The 21291-nt window shown below is 67.7% G+C and carries 20 protein-coding genes; 13 read left to right on the top strand and 7 right to left on the bottom strand.

Annotation, left to right across the window (positions count from 1 at the left end):
- The first annotated feature begins 168 nt into the window (after window positions 1–168).
- On the top strand, window positions 169–1620 hold the full coding sequence (locus AC4HOU_RS13425; protein ID WP_195020548.1) for a DUF4135 domain-containing protein: 1452 nt from the start codon (window positions 169–171) through the stop codon (window positions 1618–1620).
- Window positions 1620–2885: an MFS transporter gene (locus AC4HOU_RS13420; protein WP_163813997.1), complete on the top strand. Its 1266-nt coding sequence runs from the start codon at window positions 1620–1622 to the stop codon at window positions 2883–2885. The genes AC4HOU_RS13425 and AC4HOU_RS13420 overlap by 1 nt, the downstream gene beginning before the upstream one ends.
- Window positions 2886–2951: 66 nt before the next feature.
- Here the strand turns inward: AC4HOU_RS13420 and AC4HOU_RS13415 are convergent, their stop codons facing one another.
- Window positions 2952–3989 (bottom strand): LLM class F420-dependent oxidoreductase, encoded by a 1038-nt coding sequence (locus AC4HOU_RS13415; protein ID WP_163813996.1) that lies wholly within the window; start codon window positions 3987–3989, stop codon window positions 2952–2954.
- 61 nt (window positions 3990–4050) lie between these two features.
- On the opposite strand from AC4HOU_RS13415, the gene AC4HOU_RS13410 reads away from it, so the two are divergent.
- The 5 genes from AC4HOU_RS13410 to AC4HOU_RS13390 are packed head-to-tail and all read left to right on the top strand — an operon-like array spanning window position 4051 to window position 8629.
- Complete coding sequence (locus AC4HOU_RS13410; protein WP_490724559.1) at window positions 4051–5067, top strand: Zn-ribbon domain-containing OB-fold protein; 1017 nt, start codon at window positions 4051–4053, stop codon at window positions 5065–5067.
- Between the two features lie 12 nt (window positions 5068–5079).
- Window positions 5080–6147, top strand: a complete 1068-nt coding sequence (locus AC4HOU_RS13405; RefSeq protein WP_175585903.1) for a thiolase family protein — start codon at window positions 5080–5082, stop codon at window positions 6145–6147.
- On the top strand, window positions 6144–7313 hold the full coding sequence (locus tag AC4HOU_RS13400; protein WP_194991817.1) for a thiolase family protein: 1170 nt from the start codon (window positions 6144–6146) through the stop codon (window positions 7311–7313). The genes AC4HOU_RS13405 and AC4HOU_RS13400 overlap by 4 nt, the downstream gene beginning before the upstream one ends.
- Window positions 7310–8185 carry a TIGR03619 family F420-dependent LLM class oxidoreductase gene (locus tag AC4HOU_RS13395; protein WP_490724558.1) on the top strand — a complete coding sequence of 292 codons (876 nt, stop codon included), beginning with the start codon at window positions 7310–7312 and terminating at the stop codon, window positions 8183–8185. Before AC4HOU_RS13400 ends, AC4HOU_RS13395 begins: the two co-directional genes overlap by 4 nt.
- Before the next feature lie 15 nt (window positions 8186–8200).
- Window positions 8201–8629 (top strand): nuclear transport factor 2 family protein, encoded by a 429-nt coding sequence (locus AC4HOU_RS13390; RefSeq protein ID WP_490724557.1) that lies wholly within the window; start codon window positions 8201–8203, stop codon window positions 8627–8629.
- Between the two features lie 67 nt (window positions 8630–8696).
- Here AC4HOU_RS13390 and AC4HOU_RS13385 read toward each other — a convergent pair whose 3' ends face one another.
- Window positions 8697–9968 carry a cytochrome P450 gene (locus tag AC4HOU_RS13385; RefSeq protein ID WP_163813993.1) on the bottom strand — a complete coding sequence of 424 codons (1272 nt, stop codon included), beginning with the start codon at window positions 9966–9968 and terminating at the stop codon, window positions 8697–8699.
- A 187-nt stretch (window positions 9969–10155) separates the two neighbouring features.
- Between AC4HOU_RS13385 and AC4HOU_RS13380 the strand changes: the two genes are divergently transcribed.
- On the top strand, window positions 10156–11319 hold the full coding sequence (locus AC4HOU_RS13380) for a steroid 3-ketoacyl-CoA thiolase (protein ID WP_163813992.1): 1164 nt from the start codon (window positions 10156–10158) through the stop codon (window positions 11317–11319).
- 362 nt (window positions 11320–11681) lie between these two features.
- Entirely contained in the window at window positions 11682–12098 is a 417-nt protein-coding gene (locus AC4HOU_RS13375) for a helix-turn-helix domain-containing protein (protein WP_014348820.1), read from the top strand.
- 166 nt (window positions 12099–12264) lie between these two features.
- On the opposite strand, the gene AC4HOU_RS13370 is transcribed toward AC4HOU_RS13375, so the two are convergent.
- From AC4HOU_RS13370 to AC4HOU_RS13350, 5 genes are all read right to left on the bottom strand, one after another.
- A complete protein-coding gene (locus tag AC4HOU_RS13370; RefSeq protein ID WP_490724556.1) occupies window positions 12265–13299 on the bottom strand; it encodes a hypothetical protein in 1035 nt (344 codons plus the stop codon).
- Complete coding sequence (locus AC4HOU_RS13365) at window positions 13296–13811, bottom strand: ImmA/IrrE family metallo-endopeptidase (protein WP_036532694.1); 516 nt, start codon at window positions 13809–13811, stop codon at window positions 13296–13298. Before AC4HOU_RS13365 ends, AC4HOU_RS13370 begins: the two co-directional genes overlap by 4 nt.
- Window positions 13812–13817: 6 nt before the next feature.
- Entirely contained in the window at window positions 13818–15179 is a 1362-nt protein-coding gene (locus tag AC4HOU_RS13360) for a hypothetical protein (protein ID WP_490724555.1), read from the bottom strand.
- Between the two features lie 604 nt (window positions 15180–15783).
- Window positions 15784–16695: an SDR family oxidoreductase gene (locus AC4HOU_RS13355; RefSeq protein WP_163813989.1), complete on the bottom strand. Its 912-nt coding sequence runs from the start codon at window positions 16693–16695 to the stop codon at window positions 15784–15786.
- A gap of 75 nt (window positions 16696–16770) precedes the next feature.
- A complete protein-coding gene (locus AC4HOU_RS13350) occupies window positions 16771–17574 on the bottom strand; it encodes an SDR family oxidoreductase (RefSeq protein WP_163813988.1) in 804 nt (267 codons plus the stop codon).
- A 60-nt stretch (window positions 17575–17634) separates the two neighbouring features.
- Between AC4HOU_RS13350 and AC4HOU_RS13345 the strand changes: the two genes are divergently transcribed.
- From AC4HOU_RS13345 to AC4HOU_RS13330, 4 genes are read left to right on the top strand one after another with little or no spacing between them, the layout of a single operon-like run.
- A complete protein-coding gene (locus AC4HOU_RS13345) occupies window positions 17635–18399 on the top strand; it encodes an enoyl-CoA hydratase family protein (RefSeq protein WP_163814044.1) in 765 nt (254 codons plus the stop codon).
- Between the two features lie 6 nt (window positions 18400–18405).
- Entirely contained in the window at window positions 18406–19281 is an 876-nt protein-coding gene (locus tag AC4HOU_RS13340; RefSeq protein ID WP_490724554.1) for a CoA transferase subunit A, read from the top strand.
- On the top strand, window positions 19278–20087 hold the full coding sequence (locus AC4HOU_RS13335; RefSeq protein ID WP_490724553.1) for a CoA-transferase subunit beta: 810 nt from the start codon (window positions 19278–19280) through the stop codon (window positions 20085–20087). Before AC4HOU_RS13340 ends, AC4HOU_RS13335 begins: the two co-directional genes overlap by 4 nt.
- Window positions 20084–21178 carry an NAD(P)H-dependent flavin oxidoreductase gene (locus AC4HOU_RS13330; RefSeq protein WP_490724552.1) on the top strand — a complete coding sequence of 365 codons (1095 nt, stop codon included), beginning with the start codon at window positions 20084–20086 and terminating at the stop codon, window positions 21176–21178. Before AC4HOU_RS13335 ends, AC4HOU_RS13330 begins: the two co-directional genes overlap by 4 nt.
- Window positions 21179–21291 lie beyond the last annotated feature (113 nt).

The raw sequence follows: 21291 nt of genomic DNA, 5'->3' as shown, positions 1-21291 counted from the left end.
AGCTTGCGAGGAAGCATCATCCATCGGCCGGTTTGTGATCCATATCACTGATAGTCGCGGCAGGCGCGCGAACGTCCGCAATGAGCACCTCCACGGCTACCATCGGAATCCGGGAGCACGGTCGATCTCCGCTTCGCGGGTCGGCCGGCGAGAAACGGGGAGGTTCTCATGCGATATTCCGACTATGACCTGGTGGTTCTCGATGCACTCGACAACTACCTCCATGAGGCGCACCGCGTCCCCGAATACCTCGACCTCACCCGGATGCGGCACGGATGGCTGCGGTACCTGATTCTGCGGATCGCGGTCGTGTCCGAGGAGACCCATACCCCGGTCCACATCGGCAATGCCGATCGGCTGCTGCCCGAACTCGCTTATCGCGTATTCGACGATGACCCCACCATCTGGGGCGGCGTGGTGGAGCCGCAGATATCGCACTGTCTCGACGAAGCCGCGCGTCTGCACGAAGCGCTGACTACGAGCGGCGCCGAACCAGTCCGCATCCAACCCGGCCTCGGCGACCCCCACCGTGGCGGTCGAACGACCACGAAAGTCTCCAGCGCAGAGGTGGTTCAGTACTACAAACCCGGCCGGTACTCGCGCGGCGACATGCTCACCGCGTTCTTCGATGCGGCCGAGCTCTCCGCGTCCGTTCACATCCCACCTGATATCTCGGTACTCGACGGGTACCTCCAGAGCGCGGTCCCGGTTCCATCCCCTGCCACCATGCCAGGCGAGGAATTCTGGTACCGGGCAGGGCTTTTCGCGGCCGGGACCGACTGCCTGGGGACCGTCGATCTACACTATGGCAATATCGCGCCCGCCGGCAACGCCATCGCCATCATCGATGATGAGACCGTACTCGCCCCCAGTCCCTTCGACCGCGAGCGGAACGTGCTGACCACCTTGCTACTTCAAGATCCCGCGAGCGCTCGGACGGAAGTATCTGCGGGCTTCATGGCGACCAACACACCCGGCGTCTCGAGAAACTTCCCGTCTCTGCAGGCGTCGGAGCCGGACAGCGGCCTCACCGTTCGCATGACTACCAGGCTCGCCAGCAAGCCGACCCGCATCGGCAGCCACGTCCAGAACCTGTCTGGTTACCTCGAGGAGTTCCGCGCGGGCCTGTCACACGGTTACGCGACTATTCGCCGGAACCGGCATGCGTTGGTGGACGTGCTCCGATCCTGTCCCCGAGAATCGCTGTCCCGGGCGATCGTTTACTCGACGCCCGGATACGCGCGGCTGTCGGCGATGGTCGCCCTTTCGCCATCCACCGCTTCCCAACGCGAGATCTTCGATCGATTGGTCGAGCAGCTGGGTCGGTTTTCACGGACGACCGTAGGCCCCGAGATCATCGCATCAGAAGCCCGGCAACTGCTCGGCGGCGATATCCCGTTGTTCTGGATCGACCCGCACACCGACCATATCGTCGACGGCACAGGCCGAGTAGGTCGGGTTCGACATCCGCCGATCGACGAATGCTGTCACCGACTATCGACTCTCGACCACAACTACTCGATCGCGCAGGCCCGGATAGTGACGCAGTGCGGCTCGGGCCTGCATCTCGCCGCGCCGGGCAGCACGGGATCGGCAGTTGCGAAGGAGGTGTCGGCGTGATGACGGTGGCCGAAGAAGACCGGACGGAGGTATTGAAGGTCGCCGATTTCCGTAACCTATGGCTGGCGAACGGGTTTCGCGACGCATCGGGTGAAATCGCGCGTTTCGCGCTACCGATCAGCGCGGTGATCCTACTGGGCGCGTCACCCGTGCAGATGGCCTTCATCGCGATGTGTGCCAACATCGGCTATCTACTGTTCGGGCTCCCGGCGGGGGTATGGGTCGATCGGCTGCCCAAACGCACCGTACTGTCGGCGGCCGAACTGGCATATGTCATCGCGCTCGCGAGTATCCCCCTCGCCTATTTCGCCGGTGCGCTGACTGTGGTTCAGCTCATGCTGGTGGCGGTGATCCTGAGCGTCGCGGGGGTGTTCTTCGGGATCGCGCACCTGAGCGTGCTACCGCTGATCCTGCCCAAGAAGCGGGTATCCGACGCCAAGGCGCGACTTACGACGTCGTCTACCTCCATCAGCGTCATCGCCCCTGCGGCGGCGGGCGCCGCGGCCCAATCCATCGCCGCGCCCGTCCTCTATGGTGTCGCGGCAATGTGCCAGCTCGCTTCCGCGATCCTGGTCCGCCGCATTCATCCAGTCGAACCGCCTGTGCCGGAGCAAGCGCAGCGCAACTTCCGTGCCGAGATCGCCGACGGCGTCCGGATCGTCTTCCGCCAGCCCCTGCTCAGGCTGCTGCTCGGGCAGACAGCGGTGAACAACCTCGGTGCGGGCATCCTCATGGCGGTGATGGCCTATTTCCTGCTCGACACCCTCGCCATCGCACCATGGTTGTTCGGTGCGTTGTCCACGGTCGGCGCGATCGCCGGGCTCGGCGCCTCGCTGGTATGCCCGTGGCTGCGACGACGGTTCGGCGAGATCCGGATGACGATGGTCTTCTCGGGCCTGGCACCGGTCGCGATGGTATTTCTGCCGTTGGCCGGACTGCTGACTGATCAGGCGATCATCCTGATCACAGTCAGCCAGGTGCTTCTCGGAACGGCCCTGGTCGGCCGTTCGGTGGCGGTCGCGGGACTACGAGCACGCGTCACACCGAATCGATACCTGAGCCGCGTCACCGCTGCGGCCGCGGTCGTGACACAGGGCGCGACGCCTCTCGGCACCATGCTCGGCGGGTTCGTCGCCGGCGTATGGTCAGCGCAGACAGCCTTATGGGCCGGCGTCGCAGTCATGGCCATCCCTATCGTGCTGCTGCTCCGGTCGCCGTTACGTACGCACCGAACCCTGCCTGCGGAGTGGGAGGTCGACGACTGAGCTCCGATATCGTCGGCCGAAGTGCGGGCGGCAGCACATTAACCGCCCGCACTTCTGCAACATGTTCTACGAGCGGACGAGTGGTGCCAGTCGACGCAGCTGAACGAGATCGGCCACCGACACCAGCAGCATGGTGACCCCGGCCGCCTCCCAGACGCCGATCTGCTTGCGCACCTCGTCCTCGTTGCCGATGATCGTGGTGTCGAGCACCATCTCGTCGGGCACGGCGGCCGCCGCCTCGGCCTTGCGGCCGGCCTGGAACAGCGTGCCGATCTCCTCGACCTCGCGCTCGTATCCCATCCGGCGGTAGACCTGGGCGTGGAAGTTGAGTTCGGGCGCGCCCATGCCGCCGATGTAGAGCGACATCACCCAGCGCAGTCGTTCGATCTCACTCGCCGGGTCGTCGGTGATGATCACCTGGGCGCTGGCGGCGATCTCGAAGGTCTCTCTGGTGCGGCGCGCACCCGCGCGGGCGAAGCCTTCGTCGAGCCATTCGTTGTACATCCCGGCCAGTCGCGGGGCGTAGTAGATGGCCAGCCAGCCGTCGGCGATCTCGGCGGTGAGCGCGACATTCTTCGGCCCCTCGGCGCCCAGCCAGATCGGCAAATCCGCACGTAGCGGATGCACGATCGGCTTGAGCGGCTTACCGAGACCGGTGGCGCCCGGACCGGCGTAGGGCAGCGTGTAGTGCGGCCCCTCGCTGACCACCGGTGCCTCGCGCGCGAGCACCTTGCGGACGATGTCGACGTACTCCCTCGTCCGCTGTAGCGGCTTGGCGAACGGCTGCCCGTACCAGCCCTCCACCACCTGCGGGCCGGAGACGCCGAGGCCGAGGATGGCCCGGCCGCCGCTGAGGTGATCCAGGGTCAGCGCGTGCATCGCGGTCGCCGCTGGCGTGCGCGCCGAGAGCTGCGCGACCGAGGTGCCCAGCCGCACCCGGCTGGTGGACGAACCCCACCAGGCCAGCGGACCGAAGGCGTCCGAGCCCCACGACTCGGCCGCGAACACCGCGTCGAAGCCCGCCGCCTCCGCGGCCGCGACCAGTTCACCGACATGCGGCGGCGGTGCCGCACCCCAATAGCCGAGCTGCAATCCGAACCGCATGCCGGTCCCCTTTCTCATTGACTGCTTGCCAGCAGAATAAGAACCTGTTCTACTCGATATCGTGACTCATGGGAATACTGCACCCACGGCAATCACGCAGGATCGCCCGCCGGGATTGAAACCGAGCGACGTACTCAGCGCGCCGCTGCGAATGACATTCGACTACACCCGATCGGTGGGACCGACCATCGGAAAGTTCCTGACCGGTCTGCGCGAACGCCGCGTCGTCGGCGTGCGCGGTTCCGACGGCCGGGTCCTGGTGCCGCCGGCCGAATACGATCCGGTGACCGCCGATCCGCTCAGCGAGTTCGTCGACGTCGCCGACGTGGGCACGGTCGTCTCCTGGAGCTGGGTGCGTGATCCACTGCCGGGTCAGCCCTTCGACCGGCCGTTCGCCTACGCGCTGATCAAGCTCGACGGCGCCGACACCGCCCTGCTGCACGCGGTGGACGTGGCGAGCCCGGACCAGATGAGCACCGGTATGCGGGTTCGCGCGCGCTGGGCCGCCGAGACCACCGGCACCATCCATGACATCGCCTGCTTCGAACCCGGCGAAACCTCCACCGCCGGTGCACGAACCGGCGATTCGGCGGACGAGCCGGTCACCATGCTGGTGACGCCGGTGGACATGAGCTACAAGCACACCGCCTCTCCGCAGGAGACGGTGTATCTGCGCGGGCTGAAGGAAGGCAAGCTGATCGGCGGCCGCACCGACGCCGGCGGCAAGGTGTACTTCCCGCCGCGTGGCGCCAACCCCACCGACGGCAGGCCCACCGATGACATGGTCGAGCTGGCCGATACCGGTACCGTCACCACCTTCTGCATCGTCAACGTGCCGTTCCTCGGGCAGCGGATCAAGCCGCCCTATGTGGCCGCCTACGTACTGCTCGACGGCGCCGACATCCCGGTGCTGCACCTGGTGCTCGGCTGCGCGGCCGAGGAGGTCCGGATGGGCATGCGGGTGCGCGCGGTGTGGAAGCCGCGCGAGGAGTGGGGCTACGGGCTGGAGAACGTCGACCACTTCGAGCCCTCCGGCGAGCCGGATGCCGATTACGACACCTACAAGCATCACCTGTGAGAGGGCTCCCGAGTGACCATCACCGAGCGTTCGACCGATAACGCCACCGACATCGCCGTCGTCGGCTTCGCGCACGCACCCCATGTGCGGGAGACCTTCGGCACCACCAATGGCGTGGAGATGCTGCAACCGTGTTTCCAGCAGATCTACGACCAGCTCGGCATCACCAAGTCCGATATCGACTTCTGGTGCTCGGGCTCCTCCGATTACCTTGCCGGACGGGCCTTCTCGTTCATCTCGGCGGTCGACTCGATCGGCGCGGTGCCGCCGATCAATGAATCGCATGTCGAGATGGACGCGGCCTGGGCCCTGTACGAGGCGTGGGTCAAGCTGCGTTCCGGGCAGGCCCGCACCGCGCTGGTGTACGGCTTCGGCAAGTCCTCCGCAGGCACCTTGCGCCAGATCCTGTCGATGCAGCTGGATCCGTATCTGGTGACGCCGCTGTGGCCGGATTCGCTGTCCATCGCGGGCTTGCAGGCCAGGGCCGGATTGGACGCCGGTCGCTGGAGCGAGCGGGATATGGCCGCGGTCTCGCAGGCGCGCCGGGCCGACGGCGCCTCCATCGACGACCTGCTGGCCGCGCCGTACGTCGCCGACCCGCTGCGCGAGCACGATTGCGCCCCCATCACCGACGGCGCCGCGGCCATCGTGCTCGCGGTGGGTGACCGGGCCCGCGAACTGTGCGAGCGCCCGGCCTGGATCACCGGCATGGCGCATCGGATCGACTCGTCGATGCTCGGCGGGCGTGATCTGACCGTCTCGCCATCGACGCAGGCCGCCGCCGAGGCGGTGACCGGCGGCGACACCAGCGGTTTCGATATCGCTGAGCTGCACGCTCCGTTCAGTCATCAGGAATTGATCCTGGCCGAGGCGATCGGCCTGGACAAGCGCACCAGGATCAATCCCTCCGGTGGCGCACTCGCCGGTAATCCGATGTTCGCCGCCGGACTCGAGCGCATCGGCTTCGCGGCGCGCGAAATCATGGCTGGCACCGCCGAGCGCGCGCTGGCCCACGCCACCAGCGGGCCCGCGCTGCAACAAAACCTTGTGACCGTTCTGGATTCGGAGGCTGGCCGATGAGTTTCCCGGCTGCGGTGCTCGGCACCGGACAAACGCATCATGTGACGAAACGCAGCGATGTGTCGATGGCCGGCATGGTCCGCGAGGCCATCGACCGCGCACTGGCCGACGCCGACCTCACCATGGCCGATATCGACGCCATCGTCATCGGCAAGGCGCCGGACCTGTTCGAGGGCGTCATGATGCCCGAGCTCTACATGGCCGACGCCCTCGGCGCCCCGGGCAAACCGCTGCTGCGGGTGCACACCGCGGGTTCGGTGGGCGGCTCGACCGGCGTTGTGGCGGCCAACCTGGTGCAGGCCGGCGTGCACGAGCGGGTGCTCGCAGTGGCGTGGGAGAAGCAGTCGGAGTCGAATGCCATGTGGGCGTTGTCGATTCCGGTGCCGTTCACCATGCCCGTCGGCGCGGGCGCGGGCGGCTACTTCGCGCCGCACGTGCGTTCCTACATCCGCCGCTCCAACGCCCCCGGCCATATCGGCGCGATGGTGGCGGCCAAGGATCGGCGCAATGGCGCCAAGAACCCGTACGCGCACCTGAAGCAGCCCGATATCACCATGGAGTCGGTGCTGGCCTCGCAGATGCTGTGGGATCCGATCCGCTTCGACGAGACCTGCCCCTCCTCCGACGGCGCCTGCGCCGTGGTCATCGGTGGCGAGAGCTCGGCCGCCGCGGTGGAAGCGGCGGGCAAGAAGGTGGCGTGGGTGCACGCGACCGCCATGCGCACCGAGCCCACCACCTATGCCGGTCGCGACCAGGTGAATCCGCAGGCCGGGCGCGATGCGGCCGCCGCGTTGTGGAAGCAGGCCGGCATCACCGATCCGCTCAGCGAGATCGACGCCGCCGAGATCTACGTTCCCTTCTCCTGGTTCGAGCCGATGTGGCTGGAGAACCTGGGCTTCGCCGCCCCCGGTGACGGCTGGAAACTCACCGACAAGGGCGAAACCGAGATCGGCGGCACCCTGCCGGTGAACCCGTCCGGCGGCGTCCTCTCGTCCAACCCGATCGGCGCCTCCGGCATGATCCGTTTCGCCGAGGCCGCCAAGCAGGTGATGGGCCGGGCCGGCGCCTACCAGGTCGAGAACGCGCGCAGGGCACTGGGTCACGCCTACGGTGGTGGCTCGCAGTACTTCTCGATGTGGGTGGTCGGTTCGGAGCGTCCGGCATGAAGTTCACCCTCGGCATCGCACTGAGCCCGCTCGAGCAGCTGCCCGAGCTGGCCAAGACCGCGGAAGAATGCGGGTTCTCCTCCATCGCCCTGCCCGATTCGCTGTTCTACATGAAGACGGCCGAGGCGAAATACCCCTACACCCCCGACGGCAGCCGCTTCTGGGGGCCCGAGACCCCGTGGGTGGATCCGCTGATCGGCGCCACCGCCATGGCCGCGGTGACCAGCCGCATCCGCTTCTACACCAATGTGCTCAAGCTCGGTTCCCGCAATCCGCTGCTACTGGCCCGCCAGGTCGGCTCGGTGGCGAATATGTCGGGCAACCGCTTCGGATTCGGCGTGGGCATCGGCTGGGCGCCGGAGGAATTCGAATGGTGCGGGGTGCCGTTCACGCGGCGCGGTGCCAGGGTGGACGAGATGATCGAGGTCATCAAGCTGGTGCTCGGCGGCGGGATGGTCGAGTACCACGGCGAGTTCTTCGACTTCGATCCGTTGCAGATGAGTCCGGCGCCGACCGAACCGGTGCCGTTCTATATCGGCGGCCACACCGACGCCGCGCTGCGCCGCGCGGCGCGGGTCGGCGACGGCTGGACCTCGGCCATGATGAAGTTCGACCAGCTGTGCGAGACCATCGAGACTCTGCGGCAGTTGCGCGCAGAATACGGCCGGGCCGAGGAGCCGTTCGAGATCCAGGCGGTGTGCATCGACAAGTTCGGCCGCTCGGGCTATCAGGATCTGGCCGGAGCCGGCGTCACCGACGCGATCGTGGTGCCGTGGCTGATGGACGGCATCGGGTTCGACGGTGAGCTGTCGGCCAAGCAGGAATCGCTGCGCAAGTTCGCGGCCGCCAATATCGACGATCCGATCGTCTGAGCCGGAAGGGCAACCATGACCGTCGAGTCCTCCCCCATCACCGATCATCCGGCGCGCGCCGCGGGCCTGGCCTCACAGGCGGCGGTGCGGGCTCGCGATAAAAATGCCTGGTTGGAGCTGTTCGCCGAGGACGGCATCGTCGAGGATCCGATCGGGCCGTCCGGTTTCGATCCCGAGGGGCGCGGCCACCGCGGCCGCGACGCCATCGCGGCCTTCTGGGACAAAGCGATCGCGGCCACCGAATCGATCGAGTTCCTGTTCGGCGATTCGTTCGCCTGCGGTTCGGAGGTCGCCTTCACCGGCCTCATCCGCAGCACCCTCGGTGGGCATGTGATCGATGCCGAGGGCGTGTTCACCTACCGCATCGACGAGGCGGGCAAGATCGCCGCATTGCGCGCGTATTGGGAGGTCGACCGGGCCATGAAGACGGCGCGACCGGCCTGAAGCACAGAAACGACGATGCCCCCTCGATCCATTCGATCGAGGGGGCATCGTCGTACGTGGACGGAATTCAGCTGCCGGTCTGCCCGGTGACCGGGCAGGTCTTGTAATCGACCGGGAATTCCTTGATGCCGTTGAGCCAACCCGAACGCAGGCGCTTGGCGTCGCCGAGCTTGCTGATATCGGGCAGATGATCGGCGATCGCGTTGAAGATCAGATCGACCTCGAGACGAGCCAGGTTCGCACCGATACAGAAATGCGCACCGGTGCCGCCGAAGGACAGATGCTGATTGTCCTCGCGCATGATGTCGAACTTCTCCGGATTCTCGAAGACGTCCTCATCGAAGTTGGCCGAGCGGTACAGCATGACCACCCGCTGACCCTTTTTGATCTGCACGCCGCCGAGCTCCACATCTTCCAGAGCGGTGCGCTGGAACGACGTCACCGGGGTGGCCCAGCGGATGATCTCGTCGGCGGCGGTGGCCGGACGTTCCTTTTTGAACAGTTCCCACTGATCGGGGTGTTCGAGGAAGGCCATCATGCCGTGGGTGATGGCATTGCGGGTGGTCTCGTTACCCGCCACCGCCAGCATGATGACGAAGAAGCCGAATTCCTCTTCCGAGAGCTTGTCGCCATCGATATCGGCCTCGATCAACGTAGTCACGATGTCATCGGCCGGACATTTCTTGCGATCGGCCGCCATCTGGTAGGCGTAGCCGAGAATTTCCGCGGACGCCACCACCGGATCGGCGTCGTTGTCCGGATCGTCGTAGCCGGTCATCTCATTGGACCAGCGGAAGACCTTCATCCGATCTTCCTGCGGAACACCGATCAGTTCGGCGATCGCCTGCAGCGGCAGCTCGCACGCGATCTGGGTGACGAAATCGCCGGATCCGGCCTCGGCGGCCGCCTTCACGATGCCTTCCGCGCGGGCCGAGAGCTCGGCACGCAGGCTGTTGATCGCGCGCGGGGTGAAGCCGCGGGAAATGATCTTGCGCAGTTTGGTGTGCTCGGGCGCGTCCTTGTTGATCAGGACGAACCGTTGCAGCTCGATCTGTTCCCGGGTGATGTCGTCGTTGAACCGCGGGATCGCGGTGTTCTCATAGGTGGAGAACACGTCGCTGCGCCGCGAGACCTCCTTGACGTCGGCGTGCTTGCTGACGACCCAGAATCCGTCGTCATGGAAGCCGCCCACTTCCGGTGGCTGTGGATTCCACCAGATCGGCGCGGCCCGGCGCAGCTCGGCGAATTCCTCGACCGGGACGCGGTGGGCATAGATTTCGGGATCGGTGACGTCGAATCCGTCCGGCAGATCGGGCCGGACCGTTCGAGGGGCTACCACCAGTGGCCTCCTTCAGAGAGTGCGCAACCAAGCCGAGCCGAGCACCAGGTGCATCCATCGACAACACTGGAACACGTTCTACAATTATTGAAGCACAGGCGGGAAAACTAGGAAAGAAACCGGACAGATCCGCCGGTGACAAGTGTCAAGAACACGTTTCAATTCTGTCCTCGAGGAAAGGTTGGAGATGGGTACACCCGTCATCGTCGAAGCCGCCCGCACCCCCATCGGCAAGCGTCGCGGCTGGCTGTCCGGCCTGCACGCGGCCGAGCTCATCGGCCTCGCCCAGCGCGGCCTGCTCGAGCGCGCCCATCTGGACCCCGCCCTCGTGGAGCAGGTCATCGGCGGATGCGTCACCCAGGCCGGCGAGCAGTCCAACAACGTCACCCGGGTCGGCTGGCTGCATGCCGGACTGCCCTGGCAGGTCGGCTGCACCACCATCGACGCCCAGTGCGGTTCGGCCCAGCAGGCCAATCACCTGATCGCCGGGCTCATCGCCACCGACGCCATCGAGATCGGCATGGCCTGCGGCGTGGAGGCGATGAGCCGGGTTCCGCTCGGCGCCAACGTCGGTGAGCACGCGGGCCCGCGCCGACCCGCGTCGTGGAATATCGATATGCCCAACCAGTTCGAGGCCGCCGAGCGAATCGCCAAGCGGCGCGGCATCACCCGCGAAGACGTCGACGCGCTCGGCGTGCGCTCGCAGCGCCTGGCCGCCCAGGCCTGGGCCGAGGGCCGCTTCGATCGCGAGGTGCTCACCGTGACCGCTCCGGTCGCCGATAAGGAAGGGAACCTCACCGGGGAGAAGATGGAGGTCAGCCGGGATCAGGGTCTGCGCGAGACCACCGCCGAGAGCCTGGCCGGACTGAAGCCGGTACTCGAGGGCGGCATCCACACCGCAGGCACCTCCTCGCAGATCTCCGACGGCGCCGCAGCGGTGCTGCTGATGGACGAAAATGCCGCGCGCCGTGAAGGTTTGACCCCGCGCGCGCGGATCGTCACCCAGTGCCTGGTCGGCTCGGAGCCGGAGTTCCACCTCGACGGACCGGTGCAGGCCACCACCCGCCTGCTGGAGCGTTCGGGTATGAGCATGAGCGATATCGATCTGTTCGAGATCAACGAAGCGTTCGCGTCCGTGCCACTGTCGTGGGCGTCGGTGCACAAGCCGGATATGGACAAGGTGAACGTCAACGGTGGGGCCATCGCCCTCGGCCATCCGGTCGGTTCCACCGGATCCCGCCTCATCACAACGGCTTTGCACGAGTTGGAGCGTTCCGACAAGAGCATCGCAATGGTGCTCATGTGTGCCGGTGGCGCACTAGCGACAGGCACCATCATCGAGCGGTTGTAGGGCTTTCAACCAATTCCCTGGTGCAACTTGAACGTTCATCTCGGAGGCGGCAAAACGTGTCGTACGCCACACAAAGTCCGGTACAGAGGACTAGATGAGATGTCAGCTAACTTGCGGCTACCGCACGTCCGACCGGCAAGACCCCCGCGACGGGCTAGAACTTGCTGGCCGGACGGCTCCACAAGAGCCGTTGGTGGAACCCGCAAACGCCACGCTCGGAACCTCTGCACTGGATACCGACCTGGAAGCTTCAAGGAAATTCGGAATCAGGCGTAGGTTTTCAGTTACTGAGCCGCTAATATCAATGATACGTATCCGAGATAACGACTGTTAGTACAGCGAAGGGAATTGGGCGGCTCACAATGGCTGATTTCGCGGCGCGGCTGAACAAGCTGTTCGAAACCGTGCATCCCCCGGGGCGTAAGCCGCACACCAACGCGGAGGTCGCAGCCGCGCTGACGGCTTCAGGGCATCCGATCTCCAAACCGTACCTGTCGCAGTTGCGGTCCGGGCAGCGGACCAATCCGTCGGACGAGACGGTGGCCGCGTTGGCGAAGTTCTTCAAGGTCAAGCCCGACTACTTCTTCAACGACATCTACGCCGCCAAGATCGACCACGATCTGGAACTGCTGTCTCAGTTGCAGGGGTACGGGCTGCGTCGACTGTCCAGCCGGGCTTTCGACCTTTCCGAAGAATCACAGAATCTACTCACGTCCATGGCGGAGAAACTCCGGGCAAGTGAAGGTCTGCCCGAAGTTCCTCCGGACGGGACCGAATAGGCTCTCGCACACCACAACACAGTGCGGCCCGCCGGGCCGCACTGTGTTGTGTTATGTGATCGGCGCCCCGTCGCAGCGAATACTCGCCGGCGAGGACGGCTGAAAACCGCTGCCCCGGAGCGTGAGCCGCGCCGGGGCGACGGTCGAGCCGAAGGGGATCGCCGACTCAGGGCCGCGGCTGGGCGGCGGCCGGCTTCTTCTGCTGCTCGCGCGCAGTGGTGTCGAAGGCCTGCGCGATCGCACTGACCCAGCCACGCGGGCTCACTCCCTCGGGCGGCGCGATCCAGCGAGCGTCGACCACCACATCGCCCAGCGGGTTGCGCGCCCACCGCGCGACACGATCGGCGCGCTGGGTCACCGAGGCCGGCGGATCACCGGCCGAGACGAGCTGCACACCACCACCGGACTGGAGATAGAGCGCGTCCATGATCTGCGCCACCCGATCGGAGGCCTTCAACTGAGTGGAGGTGCCGCCCTGTTCGTGCGCCACCACCTCCGGGAAGCGCTTCACCATGACCCGGTGCAGCAGCTCGATGCGCCGCAACAGCAGCCGCGCGCGCACCCACAACTCGATGACGATCCACACCGCACCGAACGCGATCAGCAGGCTCGCGACCTGCCAGGCAGGCCAACCCCAGTCCGCCGCACCGGGTTTCGCGCGTGGTGCGTCGATGGCGACGCGCCGGATCTCCAGCACCGCGAGCACGGCCACCAGCGCGGTGCCCGCGGTATAGATCGCGATGCCACGCCCGAGCGCGGTCCAGTCCAGATTGCGCAGTCCGGTGACGACGATGAAAACCCCGCCGAGCGCGACGATCACCCAGCCGAACACGTGCGTCCAGGCCAGTGTCGCGGCGGCCGCTGCCGTACCGACGGCATAGATGCCCATGGCGATCTGACGCAGATTGCGCCGCGACACCACCGGCCAGGCCGCCGACGCCACCACCGAGGTGGCCGTGGTGAACAGCAGCCAGGCCGCGACGACGACGCCGTCGGACAGCAGGCCGGAAGGCACGCCTTCCGGTAGCAGGTTGTCGACCGCGAGCCCCACATCGGGAATCGCCACGGTGGCGGCGAGCGCGACCGCGGCGACCGCGATCACGATGGCCACCCGGGCCGTGGTCGCGGGCTTGACCAGCACCCGGCCCACCCGCGCACCGGCTGCCATCCAGACCAGCATGGCCGTCAACCAGAAGGTCATCCGAGAGCCTCATCGAATCGAAGGACCGAGACGCCCGCGCCCCGGTTGTTGAATACGCGCAGTCGTGTCATCAGCATCGCGGCGAAGGTCTCGGCCTCCCATTCGGCCTGCTCGTCTTCGCCGTCGTCGACGATCTGCTGGTGGGCGCGCTGGCTCAGCATGTAGGCGATCAGATCGTCGCTGGCTTCGAGCGTCACCTCCGGCGCGGGCGCACCCTCGTGGTCGAACACGATGTGCCCGAGCTCGTGGGCGAGGGTGTGCTCGCGGCTCGGCAGTGCGGTGGCCAGCACGATCACGTCTTTGTCCGGATAGAAGCGACGCTGACCGCAGACACCGGGGCCGAGGTCGGCGTCGGCGATCTCGATCATCCGTTTGCGTTCGGCGGCGATGGCGAGCACCACCTCGTCGAGGGTGGTCGCGTCGAAATCGGCGGCGACCGCGCAGACCGCGTCCACGGCCGCGGCCACCCGGCGGTAGGACCGCGAACCGCTCTGCGCCTTACTCTGTGTCATCGCCGATCACCGACCCGTTCCGAAGAATTCGGCGCGCGCGGCATCGATGCGTGCCTGTGCCGCCGAGGCACTCTGGAAGCTCACCGCGCCCGATCCCGCACCGGCCAAGGTCAGGGCGATCAGACCGCCGATCACCGTCAGCACCTTCGGCTCGGGCAGACCGTCCTCGGCGCTGGTGTTGCGCACATCGGGATCCGCCGGCGCGGCCGAGACGGGCGGAGCCGCGGGAGCGGGCGCCGCCGCGGCGGGCGGGGCGGGGGCGGCCGCCGGAGCAGGCGGCGCGACCACCGGCAGGGCCGGGACACCGGGAACGACCGGTGCGAGGGCGGGCGGTGCGATCGCGGGCGGCGCGGGCACCGGCGGAATGGCAAGCGGCGGCAGCGCGGGCGCCAGCGGCACCGGCGGAATGGGAAGCAGCAATAAGAGCAGCGGCGAGGCGGAACCGACCGCGGCCGAGCCGACGGCCGCCGATCCGACCGCGGCCGAACCCGTTGCCGCCGAACCGAGTCCGGCCGCGCCCAGCGCCGCCGAGCCGGTACCGAGCACCCCGGCACCGGCCGAACCCACCGCGGCCGAACCGGTACCGAGCGCGGCCGAGCCGGTGCCGAGAGCGCCGATACCCGCCGAACCCACTGCGGCAGAGCCGGTTCCGAGTGCACCGACCCCGGCCGAGCCGACGGCCGCCGAACCGGTGCCGAGGGCAGCGCCGAGGCCCGCCGAGCCGGTGCTGAGAATCACGCCGAGAGCGGAGGATCCGCCGCCGAGCACCGCGCCGAGTCCGGCCGAGCCCGCCGCGGCTGAGCCCGCTGCGGCCGAACCGGCTCCGGCCGAACCGGTTCCGGGGCCTGCGACGTCGGTGGGTTCGATACCGGCATCGATCGGTGTCTGCCGTCCAGGAATGGACAGCGGCTGCCATTCGTCTGCGTCGCTTTGCGCGGGCGCTGAGCCATTGCCCTCCGCGCCGGGGGTGTTACCGGTCGCGGTCGGCCCAACTCCGTTGCCGGCGTTCGCGTCCGCGCCATGATCGGCGTTCGCGCCCGCACCGCTGCCGGTGTTCGGCAGCACGCCATTGCCCGCGTTCGCACCCGGACCTCGGCCCGCGTTCGCGCCGGGGCCATTGCCCGCGTTCGCGCCGGGACCGTTGCCGGCATGCGCGCCATTGCCCCCGTTCGCACCCCCAGCGCTTCCGGAGTTGGGCACGCCGCCGATGATCGGCGGGTTCGGATTCCCGTTGCCCGGATTCGGGGCACTGTTACCGCCCTGACCGGAACCACCCGGCTGGGCCTCGGCCGCTACCGGCCCGAGTAGTCCGAGGCAGCCGACGGCCCCCGCTACCGCGAGCACACGGGTGAAGCGACCACTGGCCATGCGACGGCCTTCCCCTCATAGAGACTGCGCAAATCCTCGCCCGGCCATACGCACAACCCGGACTCCAACAACGGTTGCCCATAGTAAACCGTCGGCTTCCCGGCGCGCAGCGGTACCGCCCGCTCAGCGGCGGCGATCGACCGGGCATTCCCCTCGCCTGGACGACGTAAACCACGTCCGCCGAGGTCTGCGCCCTGCCGTGGGTGCGTCCACGTGGGCGACCTTACGGTCGGTTTGCTGGCGGTAGCCTCGCGGAAGAGCCCGGCATCCACCGACGTGAGAGCCGCCACACCGGACCGCGGCCTACTACCGGGCGGCGCCGCAGGAACTCGATCGTGTGCTGGCAGAGGCGCTCGCCGGGTCTCCGGCGTGGTGAGCGCCGCCGAAACCGACGGATCTTCCGCGGCGAACACATCCCGTGCCGAGAGCAGCCGAGGTTCGCGAGGGGCTGCCGCACGTGCGATCGGCCCATCTCGCCGCCACCCCGTGCCACGAGCGCGAGCTGTCAGCGGAGCTCGCCGAAGCCCGCGGCCCGGTCCCGACGCGAAACGGCGGCGCGAGTCGAGAACTCGCGCCGCCGTTCGGAAGGCTGAAGACAGCCGGATTACGCGCCGTAGACCGGTTCGGGCGTATTGGCCTTGGCGAGCAGGTCCGCCACCACCGGGCCGAGTTCGGCCGGGTCCCAGCGGGCGCCGCGGTCGACGGGAATGCCGTGCCGCCAGCCCTCGGCGACGGCGACCTTACCGCCTTCGACCTCGAACATGCGGCCGGTCACGCCGGCGGATTCGGCACTGCCGAGCCAGACGACCAGCGGCGAGACGTTCTCCGGCGCCATCGCGTCGAAGCCCTCCTCGGGCGCGGCCATATCCTCGGCGAAGACGGTCTCGGTCATCCGGGTGCGCGCAGCGGGGGCGATCGCGTTCACGGTGACGCCGTAGCGGGCGAATTCCGCCGAAGCGGTGAGGGTCAGGCCGGCGATGCCCGCCTTGGCCGCGCCGTAGTTGCCCTGGCCGACGCTGCCCTGCAAGCCGGCGCCGGAGCTGGTGTTGATCACGCGAGCGTCGACCGGACGTCCGGCCTTGGACTCACCACGCCAGTACTCGATGGCGTGGCGCATGGTGGCGAAGTGACCCTTGAGGTGGACCCGGATCACGGCGTCCCATTCCTCTTCGGACAGGTTGACCAGCATCCGGTCGCGCACGAAGCCGGCATTGTTGACCAGCACGTCGAGCCCGCCGAAGGTGTCGACGGCCTGGCGGATGAGCCGGCGCGCGCCTTCCCAGTCGGCCACGTCGTCGCCATTGGCCACGGCCTCGCCGCCCTGCGCGCGGATCTCGGCGACGACCTGCTCGGCCGGTGTCTCGCCGGTATCGGCGCCGTTGAGCGCGGAGCCCAGATCGTTGACGACCACCTTGGCGCCCGCCGCGGCGAACGCCAGCGCGTGCGCGCGGCCGATGCCGCGGCCGGCGCCGGTGATGATCACGGTACGTCCGGCACAGATCCCATCGGTTTCCATCGTTTTCCTATCGTCTTGCTCAGCGGTCGGGGTGGGCGATCAGGCCGGGGCGCGGCGCTGATCAGGTCTGGTCGGTCAGGGCTTGGGCGCGCCGTTGGGGGCGGCGGTGTTGACGGTGGCGGCGTCCAGGAAGGCCGGGCGTTCGCCGCCGCCGTGCACCTCGAGGGTCGCCCCGCTGACGTAGCCGGCCAGCGGTGAGGCGAGGAAGGCCACGCAGCGGCCGACGTCTTCGGGCCGGGCCAGCCGCCCCAGCGGGATGGTGGCGCCGACCGCGGCCACCCCGTCGGCGTCGCCGTAGTGCAGCAGGCTGAGTTCGGTCTCCACCGGGCCGACGACCACCGAGTTCACCCGGACCTTCGGCGCCCACTCCACCGCGAGCGAGGCGGTGAGACTGTCGACGCCGGCCTTGGCCGCTCCGTAGGCCGCGGTGCCCGGTGACGGGCGATGCGCGCTGACGCTGGAGATATTGACGATCGTGCCGCCGTCGGGCTGGGCCTGCATCACCGCGTTGGCCAGCTGCGAAACCAGCAGCGGTGCGAGCAGATTCAGCTCGACGATCTTGGCGTGGAATTTCGCGCTGGCGTCGGCGGCAAGGGCGAAGGGGGCGCCGCCCGCGTTGTTGACCAGGTGGTCGAGGCGGCCGTGCCGGGCGATGACGGTGTCGATCAGCTCGCGTACCGCGTCACCGTCGCGCACATCGCATGGCAGGAATTCGGCCTGCCGTCCCTCGTATTCCACCGGGGCGTCACCGGGGCGGCGTGCGCAGGCCAGCACGGTCGCGCCCGCGGCGAGCAGGGCCCGGCTGACGCCCGCGCCCACCCCGCGGACACCGCCGGTTACCAGAACGACGCGTCCGGACAGATCGATTTCGAGTGCCACCGTGCTAACCTACCAAGCAATTGCTTGCTTAGCCAAGGTTCGCTCACGATGGGAACTGCGATGGGGATCAACCGTCACACCGAATCAACCGGCATCACCGTCATCACGGTCGACTATCCGCCGGTCAACGCCATACCCTCGGACGGCTGGTTCGCTCTCGCCGACGCACTGCGCGAGGCAGGCCGCGATCCGGAGACCAAGGTGGTGGTGCTGCGCGCCGAGGGCCGCGGGTTCAACGCCGGCGTGGACATCAAGGAGATGAACGCCGACACCGGGCACACCGCGCTGATCCGCGCCAATCACGGCTGCTTCGAGGCCTTCGCCGCCGTCTACGACTGCCAGGTGCCGGTGATCTCCGCGGTCAACGGCTTCTGCCTGGGCGGTGGCATCGGCCTGGTCGGCAATTCCGATATCGTCGTCGCCTCCGACGACGCCACCTTCGGCCTGCCCGAAGTCGACCGCGGCGCCCTCGGCGCGGCCACCCACCTCGCCCGGCTGATCCCCCAGCACCTGATGCGGGCCATGTTCTACACCGCGGGCACCCTCACCGCGCAGCAGCTGCACCACTACGGCTCGGTGCTGCACGTGGTGCCGCGCGCCGAACTCGACGCCACCGCGATGGACGTCGCCAAGAACATCGCGAACAAGGACGGCCGGGTGATCCGCGCCGCCAAACGCGCCCTCAACGGCATCGACGTGCAGGACGTGCACCGCTCCTACCGCTACGAGCAGGGCTTCACCATGGAGCTCAACCTCGCCGGTGTGGCCGATGAGATCCGCGCGCGTTTCGACGACGATCTGGCCGCACAGAAGAAAGGGAAGTAGAAACCCATGCGCGACAAGCACATGACGCTCGACGAGGTCGTCGGCGAACTGCGCAGCGGAATGACCATCGGCCTCGGTGGCTGGGGGTCACGGCGTAAGCCGATGGCCCTGGTCCGGGCGCTGCTGCGGTCCGATATCACCGATCTGACCGTGGTCACCTACGGCGGCCCCGATCTCGGCCTGCTGTGCTCGGCGGGCAAGGTGCGCAAGGCCTACTACGGGTTCGTCTCGCTGGATTCGGCACCGTTCTACGACCCCTGGTTCGCCAAGGCGCGCACCGAGGGCGCGATCACCGTGCGGGAGATGGACGAGGGCATGGTCAAGTGCGGTCTGCAGGCCGCCGCCGCCCGCCTGCCGTTCCTGCCGATCCGCGCCGGTCTGGGTTCGGCCGTGCTCGACTTCTGGGAGGGCGAGCTGAAGACGGTGCAGTCGCCCTACCCCACCGACGGCAAGACCGAGACGCTGATCGCGATGCCCGCGCTGAAGCTGGATGCCGCGTTCGTGCACCTTGATCTGGGCGATAAGCACGGCAATGCCGCCTACACCGGCGTCGACCCGTACTTCGACGATCTGTACTGTCTGTCGGCCGAGCGCCGCTACCTGACGGTGGACCGACTGGTCGACACCGAGGAGCTGGTGAAAGCCGTTCCGCAGCAGTCGATCATCCTCAACCGGATGATGGTCGACGGCGTGGTGGAGGCCCCCGGTGGCGCGCACTTCACCTTCTCCGGCAGCTACGGCCGCGACGAGAAGTTCCAGCGCCACTATGTGGAAGCCGCCAAGACACCCGAATCGTGGGCCGAGTTCAAGGCGCGCTACCTGGATGTGTCCGAGGACGAATACCAGGCCGCCGTCCGTGCTTTCGCCGAGGAGCAGAAATGACCGAGAACATCACTGCATCGCAGAGCGATTCCGTGGGGGGCGGTGGTCGGGCGACGGGCGAGCCGATTACCCGGGCCGAGGTCTGCGTCGTCGCCGCGGCCGAGATCTTCCGTGGCGCGGGCGAGATCATGGCCAGCCCGATGTCCACCATCACCACCATCGGCGCCCGGCTGGCGCGGCTGACCTTCGAGCCGGATCTGCTGCTGTCCGACGGTGAGGCGCTGCTGTTCGCCGAGGTGCCTGCGATCGGCGGCAAGGCGCCCATCGAGGGCTGGATTCCGTTCTCCCGGGTCTTCGATGTGGTCGCCTCAGGGCGCAGGCACGTGGTGATGGGCGCCAATCAGCTGGACCGGTACGGCAATCAGAACCTGTCCGCCTTCGGCCCGCTGCAACAGCCCACCCGGCAGATGTTCGGGGTGCGCGGCGCGCCCGGCAACACCATCAACCACGCCACCAGCTACTTCGTGCCGCGGCACAACAGGCGGGTGTTCTGCGAGACCGTCGACATCGTCTCCGGTATCGGCTACGACAAGATCGATCCGGATAATCCCGCCTTCCGGTTCCACCATCTGCATCGGGTGGTGAGCAATCTCGGCGTCTTCGATTTCGGCGGGCCCGGCCACACCATGCGGGCGCTGTCGCTGCATCCGGGTGTCACCGCCGATGAGGTCGCCGAGAACACCTCGTTCGAGATCGCCGAGCTGGGCGAGGCGGGCGAAACGCGGCTGCCCACCGAGGAAGAGCTGCGGATCATTCGCACCGTGCTCGACCCGAAGGGCATTCGCGAGAAGGAGGTCTCGTCATGAGTGCACGGCTGCGGACTCCGCTGACCGAACTCGTCGGCATCGAGCATCCGATCGTGCAGACCGGCATGGGCTGGGTGGCCGGGCCGCGGCTGGTCGCGGCCACCGCCGAGGCCGGCGGGCTCGGCATCCTGGCCTCGGCCACCATGACCTACGACGAGCTCGAGGCCGCGATCGCGAAGACCAAATCGCACACCGCGAAACCGTTCGGCGTGAACATCCGCGCCGACGCCTCCGACGCCGGTGAGCGCATCGACCTGCTGATCCGGGAGAAGGTGGCGGTGGCGTCGTTCGCGCTGGCGCCCAAGCAGGAGCTGATCGCGAAGCTGAAAGATGCCGGGGTCGTCGTGATTCCGTCCATCGGCGCGGCCAAGCACGCCGTGAAGGTGGCCTCGTGGGGCGCCGACGCGGTGATCGTGCAGGGCGGCGAGGGCGGTGGGCACACCGGTCCGGTCGCCACCACGCTGCTGCTGCCCTCGGTGCTCGATGCCGTCGATATCCCGGTGGTCGCCGCAGGCGGCTTCTTCGACGGCCGTGGCCTGGCGGCCGCCCTCGCCTACGGTGCCGCGGGCATCGCGATGGGCACCCGTTTCCTGCTGACCCAGGAAAGCCAGGTCCCCGACGCGGTGAAGCAGGAATACCTGAACCGGCACCTGCAGGACACCGTCGTCTCGCTCAAGGTCGACGGCATGCCGCACCGCGTGCTCAACACCGAACTGGTGCAGCGCCTGGAGCATTCGGGCAACTGGCGCGGTCTGACCGCCGCGGTCGCCAATGCCGCGAAGTTCAAGTCGATGACCGGCATGAAGTGGTCCACCATGATCCGCGACGGCCTGGCCATGCGCAAGGCCAAGGACCTCACCTGGTCCCAGGTGATCATGGCGGCTAACACCCCGATGCTGCTCAAAGCCGGTCTGGTAGAAGGTAATACCGAGGCGGGCGTGCTCGCCGCGGGCCAGGTCACCGGCATCATCGACGACCTGCCCACCTGCCAGGAACTCATCGACCGCATCGTGCGCGATGCGGTCGCGCGGATAGACACGATCGCCGCGCTCACCCAGGACGCCCGGGCGACCCCCGGCGCGTCGACGTAACCGAGTCAGCTCGGTCGACGGTCGGGCGGTCTCCCCTCGCGGGAGGCCGCCCGACTTCATTTCTTTGGTCCATGCCGCTCCGTGCGGCGGCGCCGCGGGGGGCTGTGCGCATG

It is taken from the genome of Nocardia sp. JCM 38205 (assembly GCF_058222935.1).
The sequence above is the reverse complement of the archived record's forward strand: the minus strand, read 5'-3'. Positions and strand labels throughout refer to the sequence as shown.

Coding starts and splice junctions, on each gene's coding strand:
- AC4HOU_RS13335 (WP_490724553.1), top strand. CDS start 19,278: ATGACCGAGAACATCACTGCATCGCAGAGCGATTCCGTGGGGGGCGGT.
- AC4HOU_RS13415 (WP_163813996.1), bottom strand. CDS start 3,989: ATGCGGTTCGGATTGCAGCTCGGCTATTGGGGTGCGGCACCGCCGCCG.
- AC4HOU_RS13425 (WP_195020548.1), top strand. CDS start 169: ATGCGATATTCCGACTATGACCTGGTGGTTCTCGATGCACTCGACAAC.
- AC4HOU_RS13380 (WP_163813992.1), top strand. CDS start 10,156: ATGGGTACACCCGTCATCGTCGAAGCCGCCCGCACCCCCATCGGCAAG.
- AC4HOU_RS13340 (WP_490724554.1), top strand. CDS start 18,406: ATGCGCGACAAGCACATGACGCTCGACGAGGTCGTCGGCGAACTGCGC.
- AC4HOU_RS13330 (WP_490724552.1), top strand. CDS start 20,084: ATGAGTGCACGGCTGCGGACTCCGCTGACCGAACTCGTCGGCATCGAG.
- AC4HOU_RS13400 (WP_194991817.1), top strand. CDS start 6,144: ATGAGTTTCCCGGCTGCGGTGCTCGGCACCGGACAAACGCATCATGTG.
- AC4HOU_RS13390 (WP_490724557.1), top strand. CDS start 8,201: ATGACCGTCGAGTCCTCCCCCATCACCGATCATCCGGCGCGCGCCGCG.
- AC4HOU_RS13355 (WP_163813989.1), bottom strand. CDS start 16,695: ATGGAAACCGATGGGATCTGTGCCGGACGTACCGTGATCATCACCGGC.
- AC4HOU_RS13365 (WP_036532694.1), bottom strand. CDS start 13,811: ATGACACAGAGTAAGGCGCAGAGCGGTTCGCGGTCCTACCGCCGGGTG.
- AC4HOU_RS13370 (WP_490724556.1), bottom strand. CDS start 13,299: ATGACCTTCTGGTTGACGGCCATGCTGGTCTGGATGGCAGCCGGTGCG.
- AC4HOU_RS13345 (WP_163814044.1), top strand. CDS start 17,635: ATGGGGATCAACCGTCACACCGAATCAACCGGCATCACCGTCATCACG.
- AC4HOU_RS13360 (WP_490724555.1), bottom strand. CDS start 15,179: ATGGCCAGTGGTCGCTTCACCCGTGTGCTCGCGGTAGCGGGGGCCGTC.
- AC4HOU_RS13420 (WP_163813997.1), top strand. CDS start 1,620: ATGACGGTGGCCGAAGAAGACCGGACGGAGGTATTGAAGGTCGCCGAT.
- AC4HOU_RS13375 (WP_014348820.1), top strand. CDS start 11,682: ATGGCTGATTTCGCGGCGCGGCTGAACAAGCTGTTCGAAACCGTGCAT.
- AC4HOU_RS13395 (WP_490724558.1), top strand. CDS start 7,310: ATGAAGTTCACCCTCGGCATCGCACTGAGCCCGCTCGAGCAGCTGCCC.